The following is a 13,252-nucleotide window of genomic DNA, read 5'->3' as shown; positions in this document are numbered from 1 at the left end:
AGGCTTTTGACCGCCCTCCGTGAGTCGGCAGGTATGACACCTGTCGCCGTTGTCGGCAGCGGGCCGGCAGCAGACGCACTCACTGCCGCGCTTTCCGAGACAGGAACGACCGTCGAGCACCAGCAGGACCCCGACGCCGTCGAGGCTGCGTTCGTCGTCGTCGTGGACCGGACAGGTGCCGACGCCGTCGAGACGGTCGCCGAGCGTGCGCGTGCCGACGGACGTCACTGGGTCGCCGTCGAACTCGGCGGCATCGGTGGCTACCCGGTCGTCGACGCCGCAGTCAGTGGGTTCGGGCCGGAAAGTGGCTGTTACGACTGTCTCAAGACACGCATCGGGGCCGCGACCGAACAGCCCGCTGAGGGGGCCGAACTCCCGGACGCCGTGACACAGCACTACGCCGGTGCCGTGGCCGGCCACCGGATCGCGCGGACGCTCGATAGCCCGGGGGAGTTGGCGGGCACCATCGTCGAAGTCCCACACACAGAGCGGGAGTTCCTCCCGGTCCCGGGCTGTCACTGTGATAGCGAGCGGGACTGGCAGCTTCGGCGCGGGACCGACGACGACGATATTGAGGCGCTGACGCGTGCGGAGCGTGGGGTCGACGAGCGGACGGGTATCGTCACCGAAGTCGGGGAAGCGGAGTCGTTCCCCGCTCCGTACTATCTCTCGACCGTGTGTGACACGAGCGGGTTCAGCGATGTCACGGCGCCTCGGCAAGCCGCGGGCGTCGCCGTCGACTGGGACACCGCGTTCATGAAGGCCCTCGGCGAGAGCTACGAGCGGTACGCCGCCGGCGTCTATCGAACCGCGACCTTCACCGAGCGACCGCCGGCCGACCACGTCGGCCCGGACGCGTTCGTCACACCAGAAGCAGATACGACCGATCCGCCCGTTGGCTGGGTTCCCGGCGAGCACCTGGCTACCGGTTCCGAGACGAGCCTCCCAGTCGAGACGGTGGTCTATCCGCCGCCGTCCGAACGGGTCAGACCCGCGACCACGACCGGGCTGGGACTGGGAAGCTCGGGGACCGACGCGCTGCTTGCGGGTTTGTACGAGATCGTCGAACGCGATGCGGCGATCCTGGCGTGGTACTCCACCTACGAGCCCCTGGCCGTGCGTGTCGACGACCACGAGGAGTTCGAGACGCTGCGTCGACGGGCAAGCGCCGAGGGGTTGTCCGTGACGCCGCTGTTGCTGACCCAGGACGTGGACGTTCCGGTCGTCGCCGTCGCGGTCGAGGGTGAGACCTGGCCGGAGTTCGCCCTGGGGATGGACGCGAACCTCGATCCGGGTCAGGCCGCCGCCGGTGCGTTCGCCGAAGCGCTCCAGAACTGGATGGAACTGCGCGGGATGGGGCGGTCGGAGGCGCAGAACGCCGACGGCGCCATCGGACGCTACGCGGATCGGCCCCGGTCGGTCCAGTCGCTGACCGACACGGAGACGGCGGTCCCGGTCGGCAGTCTCGGCCCGAATCGGGTTGGCGATCCCCAGACCGAACTCGAAACGCTGATCGAGCGAGTTACAGAAGCCGGCATCGAGCCCTACGGCGTCCGATTGACACAGCGGGACCTCGAAGCTATGGGGTTCGAAGCCGTCCGTGTCGTCTGTCCGAGCGCACAACCGCTGTTCTTCGGGAACAGCTACTTCGGCGATCGGGCGCGGTCCGTCCCGGCGGAACTGGGCTTCGAACCGCGACTGGACCGGGCACACCACCCGTATCCCTGAAAACGAGTCAGACTCCGAACGTCGCCCGGAGCATATCACGCGTCCCCGGACCGAGACCGACCGCCGTAACGGCGACGAGCAACAACAGCCCGTAGCGGGGACTCTCTTCGAGGAACTCGTCGTTGAACAGCGATACCACCAGCGACGCGACTGCGAGTTTGATGATCAGGAACGGCCAGGACGTCCCAACGGCGGCGGTCAGTCCGGCCGGCTGGAGCGACTCGGTGACCGAGATGATGAACGCGTTAGCCGGGTGTTTCGGATAATAGGTCAGTGGGACACCGAGGACGTCGAGCCAGTCAGCGAGGACGACGTTGGCGACGCCATCGATGGCGTGGCCCCAGATGACCAACAGCCCGACCGCACCGGTCCCGACGTTGACCGCCGGCCAGACGGCGTCGTACAGCCGATAGAGCCCGTACGAGAGGGCCGACGCCAACACGACAGTCACCAGCAGGACCGACGGGTACAGCGTCGCGTACTCCCTTGTGAGACCGGCGATGGTGAGGTACGCGAGCGTTACCGTGACGAAGGTTCCCCCGAGCGCCGCTGTCGCCCGGTAGTAGCTGTCGACGTAGCCGTTGGCGTCGAGCCAGACACAGGCGATCAGGGACACGAGCGTCAGGAGGAAGACGCTCCCGTAGATGACCGGGCTGATGATCAGCGAGTTCAGCGGGTACGTGATCAGCGGATCGACCCCGGCTTCGAGGGCGCGGTCGCCGAGGTCCTCGACAGTCCGGAGCGCCCCGCCAAGCAGCATGAACGGGACGAGCGCGAAGTACAGCTCTAGGTCCTCGGCCACGTCGAGGTTCTCGAGGAGTAGGTAGACCCCGACGAGCATGTAGACGAGGATGAGCATGTAGCCGACCTCGGAGACGATCGTATAGCCCGGTTCCGCGACGATCCGACCGGCAGCGATCGCGTCGGTACAGCCCTGATACAGCGCCTGTGGACCCTGGTCGGTCATGACCGCACAGCTTGCCGCCTTCGCGTCAGCGTAGACTGGCCCCCAGAAGTAGTGCCAGAGGAACCGGTCCCAGACCTGAACGGGAGCGACCAGGACGGCACCGACACCGGCGAGGACGAACCCGACGAACGAGGCGATCCACAGCCGCTCGGCCCCGTACTCGTCGACGACCCGATCGAGCGTGCTCATGGCGGAGTGACCGGCGGCAGTCGGTTTCAGGCTTCCGGTCCAGTGTGCGCGCTCCGCATCGCCGTCTCGATCAGGTCAGCGCCTGGTTCGCCGCGGCCAGCAGTTTCTCGTGGTCCTCGCCGTTCGAGGCGACCAGCGAGTCACTGTCGTGCCTCCATCGGTTCCCGTCGATATCCGTCACAGTCCCGCCCGCTTTCCGAACCAGATGGACGCCGGCGACGGTATCCCACGAGTTCATCGGGCGCGTACAGATCGCCCCCTCCAACCCACCGTCGGCGACCGTCGCCAGCGTCAACTGGAACGACCCCAACCGGCGCATGTCCCCGAACCGCTCGACGACGGCGGTACAGAGCCGACCGAACTCCTTGCGGTCGTCCCGATCCCACCACCCCACAGCCGCGACGGCGAAGGTCTCCGGATCGGTTCGGTCGCTGACTGTGAGCCCCGCCCCGTCCCGGGTTGCGCTCTCTCCCGCCGCGTAGAGATCGCCCTGTGCCGGCACGTACGTTGCGGACCCGACCGGTTCACCATCGACGACCGCCGCTACGGAGGTCGTCCACAGCGGCATCCCGCGAACGAAGTTCGCCGTTCCGTCGATAGGGTCGACGATCCAGGTGGGTCCAGCGTCGGGAACGCTGTCGACGAGCCCCTCGCTGTCCGTCCCCGGGACGGAGCCGATATCCTCCTCGCAGACGAACGTATCGCCCGGAAACTCCGCCCGGATCGTCGCGAGTACCTGCTGTTGGGCGTCCCTGTCTGCCTCGGTCACCACGTCGTTCTTGTTGGCTTTCGTCTCGACGGTCAGCGCCCCACGGAACCGTTCGCGGGCGACGGCTCCGCCCGCTCTCGCAGCGCGCTCGGCCACCGCTGCTCTGTGGTGTCTGTCGGTCATGCCTTGCGCTGGCACCCCCGGCTTCAAACCACCTCGGTATGCAGCAAAACCAGTTAGTTCTCGCTCTCGGCAGTGTCGATCGTATCGAGGATCTCGTGTGCGATCTCTCTCGCTTCTTCGGGAGTGTAGCGTACCTGGTTCCCGAGGGACTGCTCGATGCGGACGTACCCATCGTCCGTCTCGATGGAGAACAACGCCGTGTTCTCGAACGGTGGCACTCGCAGACGCGACCCGTCGGAGTGGTCGGTTGCCATGCCACAACGTACCAATTCTATCGGCATAAATCTACGCCCCGGTAGAGGGGTGAGGGACCGACTCAACAGCGGAACCGCTATCGTGAATTTAGTCGTCGCTGGGGGTTCGACGCGTCGCTGCCGAACAGGTCGTCCGTAGGAATTGCGAGGGAAGACCGCTCCGTTGCAGTCTTCCGCACTGTTATGCGAGGGACCGCGTGGGTCCAACAGTGCGAGGGAAGGGATTTGAACCCTTGGACCCCTACGGGAGCGGATCTTGAGTCCGCCGCCGTTTCCAGGCTTGGCTACCCTCGCACATCGATGGCACGGTACCGTTTACAGCCTCTCGCGTGCCGTTTTCGAGTTTTGGAATTCCGCACTTGGGTTTCAGTGGTCGCTGATATAAAGGTTACACGAACACGGGGCATCGCTGGGTGTCGGTTGCAGGCAGAGAACTGATTACGCTCGGCAGAACGTATATAGGCCTCCCTAGTGACGATGGGGGCATGAGTGTCGCTGGCATGGCGCTCCAGTTCGACGGCGCCTTGCCCGTCGTGAGTGTCTTACTCCTGTTGATTCTCGTCGCTGTCGTCGCGTTCGCGCTCCGGGACGAGGCCAGCTACCAGAACACGGGTGGGGTCGAAGACGAGGTGGTCTGTCCCCGCTGTCAGCACTCGGCCGACGGAGCGACCGGGACCTGCCCGGAGTGTGGCTACGACCTGTAGGTCGACCGGAGGATTGACCCGAGCCGGCGGCCTACACGTGGTATGGACGACCACACGCGCGACCCGTCGGTCGATCCGCCAGTCGGAAACCCGACGGGATGGCGGGCCGACGGGCAGTGGGAGCACGCGACGCTCCGGCAGGCCGTAGTCCACGGCGTGCGTCTGTACAACTCCGGCGAGTTCCACGAGTCACACGACTGTTTCGAGGACGAATGGTACAACTACGGCCGCGGGACCGCCGAGAGCAAGTTCCTCCACGGGATGGTCCAGGTCGCCGCCGGCGCGTACAAACACTTCGACTTCGAGAACGACGAAGGGATGCGATCGCTCTTTCGGACGTCGCTACAGTACTTCCAGGGCCTCCCCGGTGACTTCTACGGAGTCGACCTGCTGGACGTTCGCACGACAGTCACGAACGCGCTCTCGGACCCCGCGGCGCTCGAGGGATGGCAGATCCGTCTCGACGACGGCTATCCCGAAGCAGGCCCCGAGGACGTAGCCTATGCGGAGGAACTGGACCACTGACCGACTCCGTAGTCGCTAAATGTCCTGGGCCGTACCAGTAGATAATGCGAGTCGAGCAACTGGGCGAGGGGGAGCCCGAAGTCGCAGTCGTCGGCGGAATCCACGGTGACGAACCGTGCGGTCCGGCCGGTATCGAGGCAGTGCTCGCGGACCCGCCCGAAGTCTCGCGGCCGGTGAAGTTCGTCGTCGCGAACGAACGAGCGCTCGCGGCGGGCACCCGGTACGTCGACGCCGACCTCAACCGGTTGTTCCCGGGTTCGGCGGAATCGGACGTCCACGAGGAGCGACTGGCGGCCGAACTCACTGCCGAACTGGAGGGATGTACGGTGCTTGCACTGCACTCCACGCAGTCCTACGACGACCTCTTTGCCCTGGTCGACGACGTGACACCGTTGGCACGAGAGATCTGCCCGCAACTCTCCGTCAACGCCGTCGTCCGAACAGCGGGAGCAAACGAGGGCCGTATCTTCTCGGCGGTCCCCTCCACCATCGAAGTCGAATGTGGCTATCAGGGATCGTCGACAGCCGCGACGAACGCGGCGAAAGTGATCCGTGAGTTCCTCGCAGCGACCGGCGTCACCGACGCTGCATCGACGACTCGAACGGACCCACTTCCGGTGTTCCAGCTCGGCGAGCCGATCCCGAAAGACGCGGCGGACAGCTACGAGGTGTTCGCCCGGAACTTCGAGGAGGTTCCGGAGGGCGAACCGATCGCTGCTGCGGACGGCGAAACCGTCGTCGCCGACGAGCCGTTCCACCCCGTGTTGCTCTCCCCGGAGGGGTACGAACACGTCTTCGGGTACACTGCGGAGAAGATCGGCGTCCTGGACTGACCTTATCGGAGTATCGAGAGCGTCAACACCGAGAACGCGAAGGGGAGCCAGGTCCCACAGAGGGTGAAGATGCCGACGATCGAGAAGATGCCGAACGGCAACCCGAGCAGGATCAGCGGTGCGAGCAGGCTCCAGCCGCCGAACACCGCGACGGCGATCCGGGGCATCGACTGGAGGTAGCCGAAGACGAACACCGCACAGAGGCCGACCAACACGTTCACCCACAGCGGGAACGGTGGGAACACCGCGCTGGCGAGCAATACGGGGTAGAACGCGAACGACAGCCCGAGAACCGTGAGTTCGCGACCGCTGGGAATCAGGTCTTCGGGCTTTCTGACGGGGTTGTGGTCCTGTCTGACGGCGTAGTCGGTCGAGGAACCGCTCGCACTCGGCGATCCGGACGCCGACGCCCCCATGGTCGCGCCGGCGGCCGACGCATTGGCTGTCGGCCCCGTATTGTCGGTCCTCCGGCGACGCCGGGACCGGCCGGCGTCCTGGGAGACGCGTTCACGGGCACGACGTTCCCGGTCGGTACGCCCGCGACCGCCGCTCCCCGAGTCGTGGGACTGCGTCGTGGACGACTCGCTGGCCGACCCGTCGGTCTCCTCACCGTATCCCGCCTGGCGTGCCGCGGCGGAGGCGTCGCTTTCGGGGGTCGTCGCCGTCGATTCACCCTCGACGTACGCGGTGTGTCCCACGCGGTCGTAGGTCTCTCGTTCGTCTTCGTCGACCAGTACGTCGCGGGCCTCGACAATCCGCTGGGTGGCCGTCTGTGCGTCGTCGTCGTCACTGACATCGGGATGTGTCTCCTTGAGGCGCTCGCGGTACGCCGTCTCAACTTCGTCTACCGAAGCGTCCTCGGCGATCCCCAGTACGTCGTAGTACGTCTCGGTCATTGACGGCCAGTTAGTTCTTGATGAGTAACAGGTCGGTATAAATCCTTGCGCCCGGTTCTCAGCGTTCGTGTTCGGGCTCCCGTTCTCGCTCCCGGCCGCCGTCGAACTCACTTTCTCTGGCCGTCCGTTCGTCAGGCTCCCGCTCGGACTGGGCGATGCGGTACTCCAGCGAGCCCGCGATCCGTTCGAGGACGCTGATCAGTCGCCAGACGAGGTAGATACCCCAGAGGACGACGGCGGCGAGAACCCCGAGGAGAATCTGCTGTGCGATGACCAGGCTGTACGCCAGGACCAGCACACTCCCGACGGCCAGTAGAGTCTTGATCGTGCGATCGGTCGAGTCGGAGGGCATACGCATCCACGCTGGACTGCCGCAGTCGAAAGTGTTTCGCCACAAGTGAATCTTTTTGCGACGCCCGTCCCCACGGGCGGTATGGTCTCTGAGCTGTTCGACCCGGACCGCTGGGAACCGGTCGATCGATTCGAGTTCACCGACATCACCTACCACCGCGCGACCGAGACCGGTGCCGTCCGGATCGGGTTCGACCGTCCGGAGAAACGAAACGCGTTCCGGCCGGAGACGGTCGACGAACTGGCGACGGCCCTGGACCACGCCAAGCGGTTGACAGACGTGGGCTGTGTCATCATCACCGGAAACGGTCCCTCTCCGAAGGACGGGGGGTGGGCGTTCTGCTCCGGCGGCGACCAGAGCATCCGCGGCGAGAGCGGCTACGAGTACAGCGAGTCGTCACGCGACTCGGAGACGGAGAGCGCAGCGCACAGCGAACCGCGAGCCGACGAGGCCCCGACGGAAGCCGACGACGCCCCGGAGAACGTCGGTCGGCTCCACATCCTCGAAGTCCAGCGCCAGATCCGTCACATCCCGAAGGTCGTCGTCGCCGTCGTCCCCGGATGGGCCGTCGGCGGTGGTCACTCCCTGCACGTGGTCTGTGATCTGACGCTCGCCAGCGCCGACCACGCGAAGTTCCTCCAGACCGATCCCGACGTGGGGAGCTTCGACGGCGGGTTCGGCTCGGCGTATCTCGCCCGTCAGATCGGCCAGAAGAAGGCCCGCGAGGTGTTTTTCCTGGGGAAGACCTACAGCGCCGAGGAGGCCGCCGACATGGGAATGGTCAACGAGGCGGTCCCACACGAGGACCTGGAGGCGACCGCCATCGAGTGGGCCGAAGCGATCAACAGCAAGTCGCCGACGGCCATGCGGATGCTGAAGTACGCGTTCAATCTGGATTCGGACGGGATGGTCGGCCAACAGGTGTTCGCCGGCGAAGCGACCAGACTCGCGTACATGACCGACGAGGCCCAGGAGGGCCGAGACGCGTTCAACGAGGGACGGGAGCCGGCGTTCGACGACATCCCCTGGCACTACTGACCGAGCCGTTGGGTGCGTCGCTTCCCGACAGCGATTGCCGAATCCGCTTCTGTCCTGATCTCTAGCGTCGTCGACCGGTCTGGTGGGGCGGCGGTGGCCGGCTGCACCGAGAACTGACCCCCGGAACCACAGTCGCTTTGAACGTCGCGGCCCGACACGATCACAATGAGTACAGCGACGGCAGACATCTCGAAGCGGAAGGCGTGGGTGATGGCCGCACGACCCCAGACGCTGCCCGCCGGCGCCGCGCCGGTCGTCGTCGGTGTCGGGATGGCCGTCCACGCCGACGTCGCGGCTCCCTTGCCGGCAGTCGCCGCGCTCGTCGGGGCCTTACTCCTCCAGGTCGGGACGAACTTCGCGAACGACTACTACGACGCCGTAAAGGGCGCGGACACCGACGAGCGCGAGGGGTTCACCAGAGTGACCGCCGGCGGGCTCATCGAACCCAGCGAGGTCAAGCGTGCGATGATCGCCACCTACGCGCTGGCCGTCCTCGTCGGGAGCTATCTGGTCGCCGTCGGGGGCGTCCCCATCGTCGTCGTCGGCCTCTCGGGGATCGCCGCGGGCGTTCTCTACACCGGCGGGCCGCTGCCCTACGGCTACCGTGGGCTGGGCGATCTGTTCGTGTTCGTCTACTTCGGGGTAGTCGCCGTGACAGGCACTTACTACGTCCAGGCGGTCGCCAGCATGGAGAGCATCGGCCTGTTCCCGGCCGGGCTTCCAGCCGGCAGCGTCCCGCCGGCCGTCGTCGTGGCGAGCCTGCCAGCCGCCGGCCTCTCGACGGCGATCCTCGTGGTCAACAACATCCGCGACCGCGAGACCGACGCCGCGGCCGGCAAGAAGACGCTCGTGGTCTACCTGGGCTACGCGTGGAGTCGTGTGGAGTATCTCGCGCTCGTCGGGATGGCCTACGTCGTCCCCGTGTTCTTCGCCCTCGATCCGGCCTACGGACTTCCGGCGCTGGCCCCACTGCTCTCGCTACCGCTGGCAGCCGCGGTGAGCAGGACTGTCCTCACGCGATCCGACGGCGAGGCGCTGAACCCCGCGTTAGAGCGGGTCGGCAAGACGCTGTTTCTCCACTCGCTGCTGTTCGCGGTCGGGCTGGGAGCCGCTGGAGTATGACTGGACTCACCTCCGAGCGGTTCTCGCTGCCGCTGGCCGAGCCGCTGGGAACGTCACAGGGGGCGATCACGGACCGGAGCGGGTACGTCGTCCGGTACGACCACCGCGGGCACACCGGAGTCGGCGAGGCGACGCCGCTACCGGGCTGGACGGAGACGCTATCGGCTTGTGAGGACGGACTGGCGGCCGCCGCGGCAGCCGAACCCGATGGCGGCCACACCGGTGCCTTGCTCGCGCTCGCGGCCGACGAGGTGCCGGCGGCCCGCCACGGCTTCGCGACGGCGCTACTCGATGCCGACGCGCGGGCCGACGGCGTCCCGCTGTACCGCTGGTTCAACGAGGAGCGGGACTGTCGTTCGGTCCCGGTCAACGCGACGGTCGGCGACGCCGGGCCGACCGAGACCGCCCGTGCCGTCGGCGAGGCAGTCGACGGCGGCTTCGACTGCTGTAAGCTCAAGGTCGGCGCACGGACGCTTTCGGCGGACCTCGATCGCCTGCGGGCGGTCCGCGATCGGGTCGGCGACGGCGTGACACTCCGGGCGGACGCAAACGGCGCCTGGGACCGCGAGACGGCTGCCGAGGCGATCGAGGCCTTCGGGGAGTACGGCGTCGCGTACGTCGAACAACCGCTCCCGGCCGAGGACTTAGCTGGCCACGCCGACCTCCGGGGCGGACCGGTCGGGATCGCCCTCGACGAGAGCCTGATCGAACACCGCGTCGACACCGTCATCGACGCCGACGCGGCCGACGTGTTGATCCTGAAACCGATGGTCGTCGGCGGCCCCGGTAACGCTCACACGCTCGCGTTGCGGGCACGGGAACGCGGGATCGAACCCGTCGTCACGACCACCATCGACGGCGTCGTCGCAAGACTCGCCGCGCTCCACGTCGCGGCGGCGATTCCCGGGATCGCCCCCTGTGGCCTGGCAACTGGCGGCCGACTCGCCGGCGATCTCGCGACGGACCCGACGACGCTGGCGGACGGCACGCTGTCGGTCCCGCAGACCGACGGGCTGGGCGTCGATCCCGGAGAGGTGTCCGCCGATGCGTGAACCCGTCGACTGGCCGACCCGGGATCTGGTGAGCCACCGCGTCGCGAGCACGCCCGAGCGGCCGGCCGTCGTCGACGCGGACGGCGACCGGACCTGGAGCTACCGCGACCTCGACGACCGAGTCGACACCGTCGCCGCTCGCTTCGCCGCCGAGACCGACTCTGCCGGCGGCGAGGACGAGCTTGTCGCCGCGTTGGTCGATACGCGCCCCGAGATAGCGCCGCTGCTGTTCGGCGCGATGCGTGCCGGAGTGACGCTGGTCCCACTGAACGTCGACCTGGTACCCGCGACTCTCGGCGCGCAACTGGCCCGCGTCGACCCGGCGCTGCTCGTCTGCGAGCGCGAAACCGAGCGGATGGCCCGCGATATCGCCGACTGTCCGGTCGTGTCGGTCGACGAGCCGAGCGTCGACGGTGTCGTACCCCTGGCGATCGATCGAGAACCGCCGGACCCAGTGGCGCTCTCCCGGACTGACGAGCAAGTCGTCCTGTTCACGTCCGGCACGACGAGCGATCCGAAGGGGGTCAGGCTCACCGTCGGGAACCTGGTCGCCAGCGCCACCGCCTCGGCGTTCCGGCTGGGCGTCAGGCCCGACGATCGGTGGCTCGTCGCCCTCCCGACCTACCACATGGGCGGGCTGGCACCGTTCCTCCGTGGGGCGCTGTACGGGACGACGGTCGTCGTCCAGCGCTCGTTCGACCCGAGCGAGACGGCGGTAGTCATGAACGAGACCGACGTGACAGGCGTCTCCCTGGTCCCGACGATGCTCTCGCGGTTGCTGGACGAGGGGTGGACGCCGCCTGACTCCCTGCAGACCGTCCTGCTGGGCGGCGGGCCGGCCGACCAGGCCCTCGTCGACCGCTGCCGGGAAGCGAGCGTGCCGGTCCACCCGACCTACGGGATGACCGAGACCGCGTCCCAGATCGCGACGGCCCGGCCACAGACGGCCTTCGACTACCCCGGAACGGTCGGCCAGCCGCTCGTGTTCACGGAGGTGACCGTCGTCGACGACGGCTCTCCCTGTGAGCCCGGCGAGCGCGGCGAACTCGTCGTCGACGGACCGACAGTCACGCCGGGCTATCTCGACGGCGAGCGGACGGCTGCCGCGTTCGGGAGCCACGGCTTCCACACCGGCGACCTGGGGTACCGGGACGAGGACGGCCGTCTCTGGGTCGTCGGCCGGGCCGACGACCGGATCGTCACCGGCGGCGAGAACGTCGTCGCCGGCGACGTGGCCGCGACGATTCGGGAGAGCGAGGGCGTGACAGACGCCGTCGTCGTCGGCGTCCCTGACGAGGAGTGGGGCCAGCGTGTCGCGGCACTGGTCACTGGTACGGTGGCCCCCGGGGCTGTCCGGGACTACTGCGAGGGCAGGCTCGCGCCGTACGAAGTCCCGAAGACGATCCGCGTCGTCAAGGCGCTGCCGCGGACGGCCTCGGGGACCGTCGACCGCGAGGCGGCACGTACGCTCGTCGAGGGGAGCGAGTGAGCGGCGCCAACCGTTTTTCCTGTCGGAGCACCTACGGGCGTCCGTGTGTACCATCGTCCTCGCGTGGCAGGTGTTCGAAGACACGCCTGTCGTCGCGGCCACGAACCGAGACGAGTCGCTGGACCGCGAGTCGGAGCCACCGAAACGGCGACACTGGGGCGCACGCGTCGTCGCTCCGAGCGACGCCGACGCCGGCGGGACCTGGCTCGGGTACAACGAACACGGCGTCTTCGCGGCGGTCACGAACCGCTGGGTCGATACCGAACTGGCCGGCGAGCGCTCCCGTGGCCTGCTGGTCCGTGACGCGCTAGGCCACGAGAGCGCCGAGTCGGCCGCCCGCGCCGTCGAAGGTGCCGTCCGCGAGGCCGAGTACGAGGGGTTCAACCTGGTGCTCGCCGACGAGAACGCCGCCGTCCTGCTGGAGTGGGACGGCCAACTGGCCGTCCGGACGCTGGAACCGGGCGTCCACGTGGTGGTCAACGTCGGCGCCGACGGCGACTACCGGATTCCCGGTGGCCGCCCCGACGCCGGCGAACGGCAGGCCCGCAACGCCGACCGCGTCCGGGAGACAGTCCAGGTCGAACCCGGTGAGGACGCCGACGCGTGGCTCGACAGGGCCGCGTCGGTCATCAGCGACCACGATTACGGCGTCTGCGTCCACGGCGATGGCTTTGGAACGCGGTCCTCGTCGCTCGTATCCCTCGGTGAGTCCGCGACGTTTCGGTACGCCGACGGGCCGCCGTGCCGGACGGAGTACCGGCCGGTCGAAGGTCAGATTTAACCGCCCGACCGTTCTGGTGTAGGACAACATGAGTTCTGCGACCGCGGAAGCGGACCTCTCCGAGGACGAACGCGCCGGCCTGGAGCTTATCCGAGAGTCGGGCGGCATCCACCAGAGCGAGTTCTGGAAGGAACTGGACGTCTCCTCCCGGAAGGGGAGCCGGATCGTCGAGTCCCTCTTCGAGAAGGGGCTCATCCAGCGCGAGGAGACGGTCTACGACGGCCACAACACGTACTTCCTCACGCCGGCCGCGAAAGACCTCGAGTTCTCCCTGCTGATGGCCGGCGATCAGCTCTCGCCGTTTATCGGCGACGAGGAAGTCGATCCACACGACGATACGTTCTCACAGTGGATCATGACCCTGGCCTACGAGGACTGAGGGAGCGACCCCGTACCGACAGCTGGCGCTGACCGGAGTTTCGATAGGAGA

General features: G+C 67.4%; 15 protein-coding genes and 1 tRNA gene. 10 read left to right on the top strand and 6 right to left on the bottom strand.

Annotated features, from left to right (window positions below):
* Positions 1 to 33 precede the first annotated feature (33 nt).
* Positions 34 to 1,728: a YcaO-like family protein gene (locus VJ109_RS15475; RefSeq protein WP_324757961.1), complete on the top strand. Its 1,695-nt coding sequence runs from the start codon at positions 34 to 36 to the stop codon at positions 1,726 to 1,728.
* 7 nt (positions 1,729 to 1,735) lie between these two features.
* On the opposite strand, the gene VJ109_RS15470 is transcribed toward VJ109_RS15475, so the two are convergent.
* From VJ109_RS15470 to VJ109_RS15455, 4 genes are all read right to left on the bottom strand, one after another.
* Positions 1,736 to 2,884 (bottom strand): DUF63 family protein, encoded by a 1,149-nt coding sequence (locus VJ109_RS15470; protein ID WP_324757959.1) that lies wholly within the window; start codon positions 2,882 to 2,884, stop codon positions 1,736 to 1,738.
* Between the two features lie 70 nt (positions 2,885 to 2,954).
* On the bottom strand, positions 2,955 to 3,776 hold the full coding sequence (locus VJ109_RS15465) for an inositol monophosphatase family protein (protein ID WP_324757958.1): 822 nt from the start codon (positions 3,774 to 3,776) through the stop codon (positions 2,955 to 2,957).
* A 53-nt stretch (positions 3,777 to 3,829) separates the two neighbouring features.
* Entirely contained in the window at positions 3,830 to 4,030 is a 201-nt protein-coding gene (locus VJ109_RS15460) for a hypothetical protein (RefSeq protein WP_324757956.1), read from the bottom strand.
* A 210-nt stretch (positions 4,031 to 4,240) separates the two neighbouring features.
* Positions 4,241 to 4,324: transfer RNA gene (locus tag VJ109_RS15455), tRNA-Leu, on the bottom strand.
* 191 nt (positions 4,325 to 4,515) lie between these two features.
* On the opposite strand from VJ109_RS15455, the gene VJ109_RS15450 reads away from it, so the two are divergent.
* From VJ109_RS15450 to VJ109_RS15440, 3 genes are read left to right on the top strand one after another with little or no spacing between them, the layout of a single operon-like run.
* Complete coding sequence (locus VJ109_RS15450) at positions 4,516 to 4,734, top strand: hypothetical protein (RefSeq protein WP_324757954.1); 219 nt, start codon at positions 4,516 to 4,518, stop codon at positions 4,732 to 4,734.
* 42 nt (positions 4,735 to 4,776) lie between these two features.
* Positions 4,777 to 5,259, top strand: coding sequence for a DUF309 domain-containing protein (locus VJ109_RS15445; RefSeq protein ID WP_324757952.1), 483 nt, complete (start codon positions 4,777 to 4,779; stop codon positions 5,257 to 5,259).
* A 44-nt stretch (positions 5,260 to 5,303) separates the two neighbouring features.
* Positions 5,304 to 6,092 carry a M14 family metallopeptidase gene (locus VJ109_RS15440; protein WP_324757950.1) on the top strand — a complete coding sequence of 263 codons (789 nt, stop codon included), beginning with the start codon at positions 5,304 to 5,306 and terminating at the stop codon, positions 6,090 to 6,092.
* A 2-nt stretch (positions 6,093 to 6,094) separates the two neighbouring features.
* Here VJ109_RS15440 and VJ109_RS15435 read toward each other — a convergent pair whose 3' ends face one another.
* Both VJ109_RS15435 and VJ109_RS15430 read right to left on the bottom strand, forming a co-directional pair.
* Positions 6,095 to 6,988, bottom strand: a complete 894-nt coding sequence (locus tag VJ109_RS15435; protein ID WP_324757948.1) for a J domain-containing protein — start codon at positions 6,986 to 6,988, stop codon at positions 6,095 to 6,097.
* A gap of 58 nt (positions 6,989 to 7,046) precedes the next feature.
* Positions 7,047 to 7,340, bottom strand: coding sequence for a DUF8066 domain-containing protein (locus VJ109_RS15430; protein ID WP_324757946.1), 294 nt, complete (start codon positions 7,338 to 7,340; stop codon positions 7,047 to 7,049).
* Positions 7,341 to 7,421: 81 nt separating this feature from the next.
* Between VJ109_RS15430 and VJ109_RS15425 the strand changes: the two genes are divergently transcribed.
* The 6 genes from VJ109_RS15425 to VJ109_RS15400 all read left to right on the top strand — a co-directional run bounded on the left by VJ109_RS15425 (position 7,422) and on the right by VJ109_RS15400 (position 13,201).
* Positions 7,422 to 8,378, top strand: coding sequence for a 1,4-dihydroxy-2-naphthoyl-CoA synthase (locus VJ109_RS15425; RefSeq protein ID WP_324757944.1), 957 nt, complete (start codon positions 7,422 to 7,424; stop codon positions 8,376 to 8,378).
* A 165-nt stretch (positions 8,379 to 8,543) separates the two neighbouring features.
* Entirely contained in the window at positions 8,544 to 9,500 is a 957-nt protein-coding gene (locus VJ109_RS15420; RefSeq protein WP_324757942.1) for a 1,4-dihydroxy-2-naphthoate polyprenyltransferase, read from the top strand.
* Positions 9,497 to 10,552, top strand: coding sequence for a mandelate racemase/muconate lactonizing enzyme family protein (locus tag VJ109_RS15415; protein WP_324757940.1), 1,056 nt, complete (start codon positions 9,497 to 9,499; stop codon positions 10,550 to 10,552). The genes VJ109_RS15420 and VJ109_RS15415 overlap by 4 nt, the downstream gene beginning before the upstream one ends.
* Positions 10,545 to 12,041, top strand: a complete 1,497-nt coding sequence (locus VJ109_RS15410; RefSeq protein WP_324757939.1) for a class I adenylate-forming enzyme family protein — start codon at positions 10,545 to 10,547, stop codon at positions 12,039 to 12,041. Before VJ109_RS15415 ends, VJ109_RS15410 begins: the two co-directional genes overlap by 8 nt.
* A gap of 43 nt (positions 12,042 to 12,084) precedes the next feature.
* Entirely contained in the window at positions 12,085 to 12,822 is a 738-nt protein-coding gene (locus tag VJ109_RS15405; protein WP_324757937.1) for an NRDE family protein, read from the top strand.
* A 28-nt stretch (positions 12,823 to 12,850) separates the two neighbouring features.
* Positions 12,851 to 13,201, top strand: a complete 351-nt coding sequence (locus VJ109_RS15400) for a helix-turn-helix transcriptional regulator (protein ID WP_276221444.1) — start codon at positions 12,851 to 12,853, stop codon at positions 13,199 to 13,201.
* Positions 13,202 to 13,252: the final 51 nt, after the last annotated feature.

Source organism: Haloarcula montana (assembly GCF_035666295.1).
Classification (GTDB): domain Archaea; phylum Halobacteriota; class Halobacteria; order Halobacteriales; family Haloarculaceae; genus Haloarcula; species Haloarcula montana.
The sequence above is the reverse complement of the archived record's forward strand: the minus strand, read 5'-3'. Positions and strand labels throughout refer to the sequence as shown.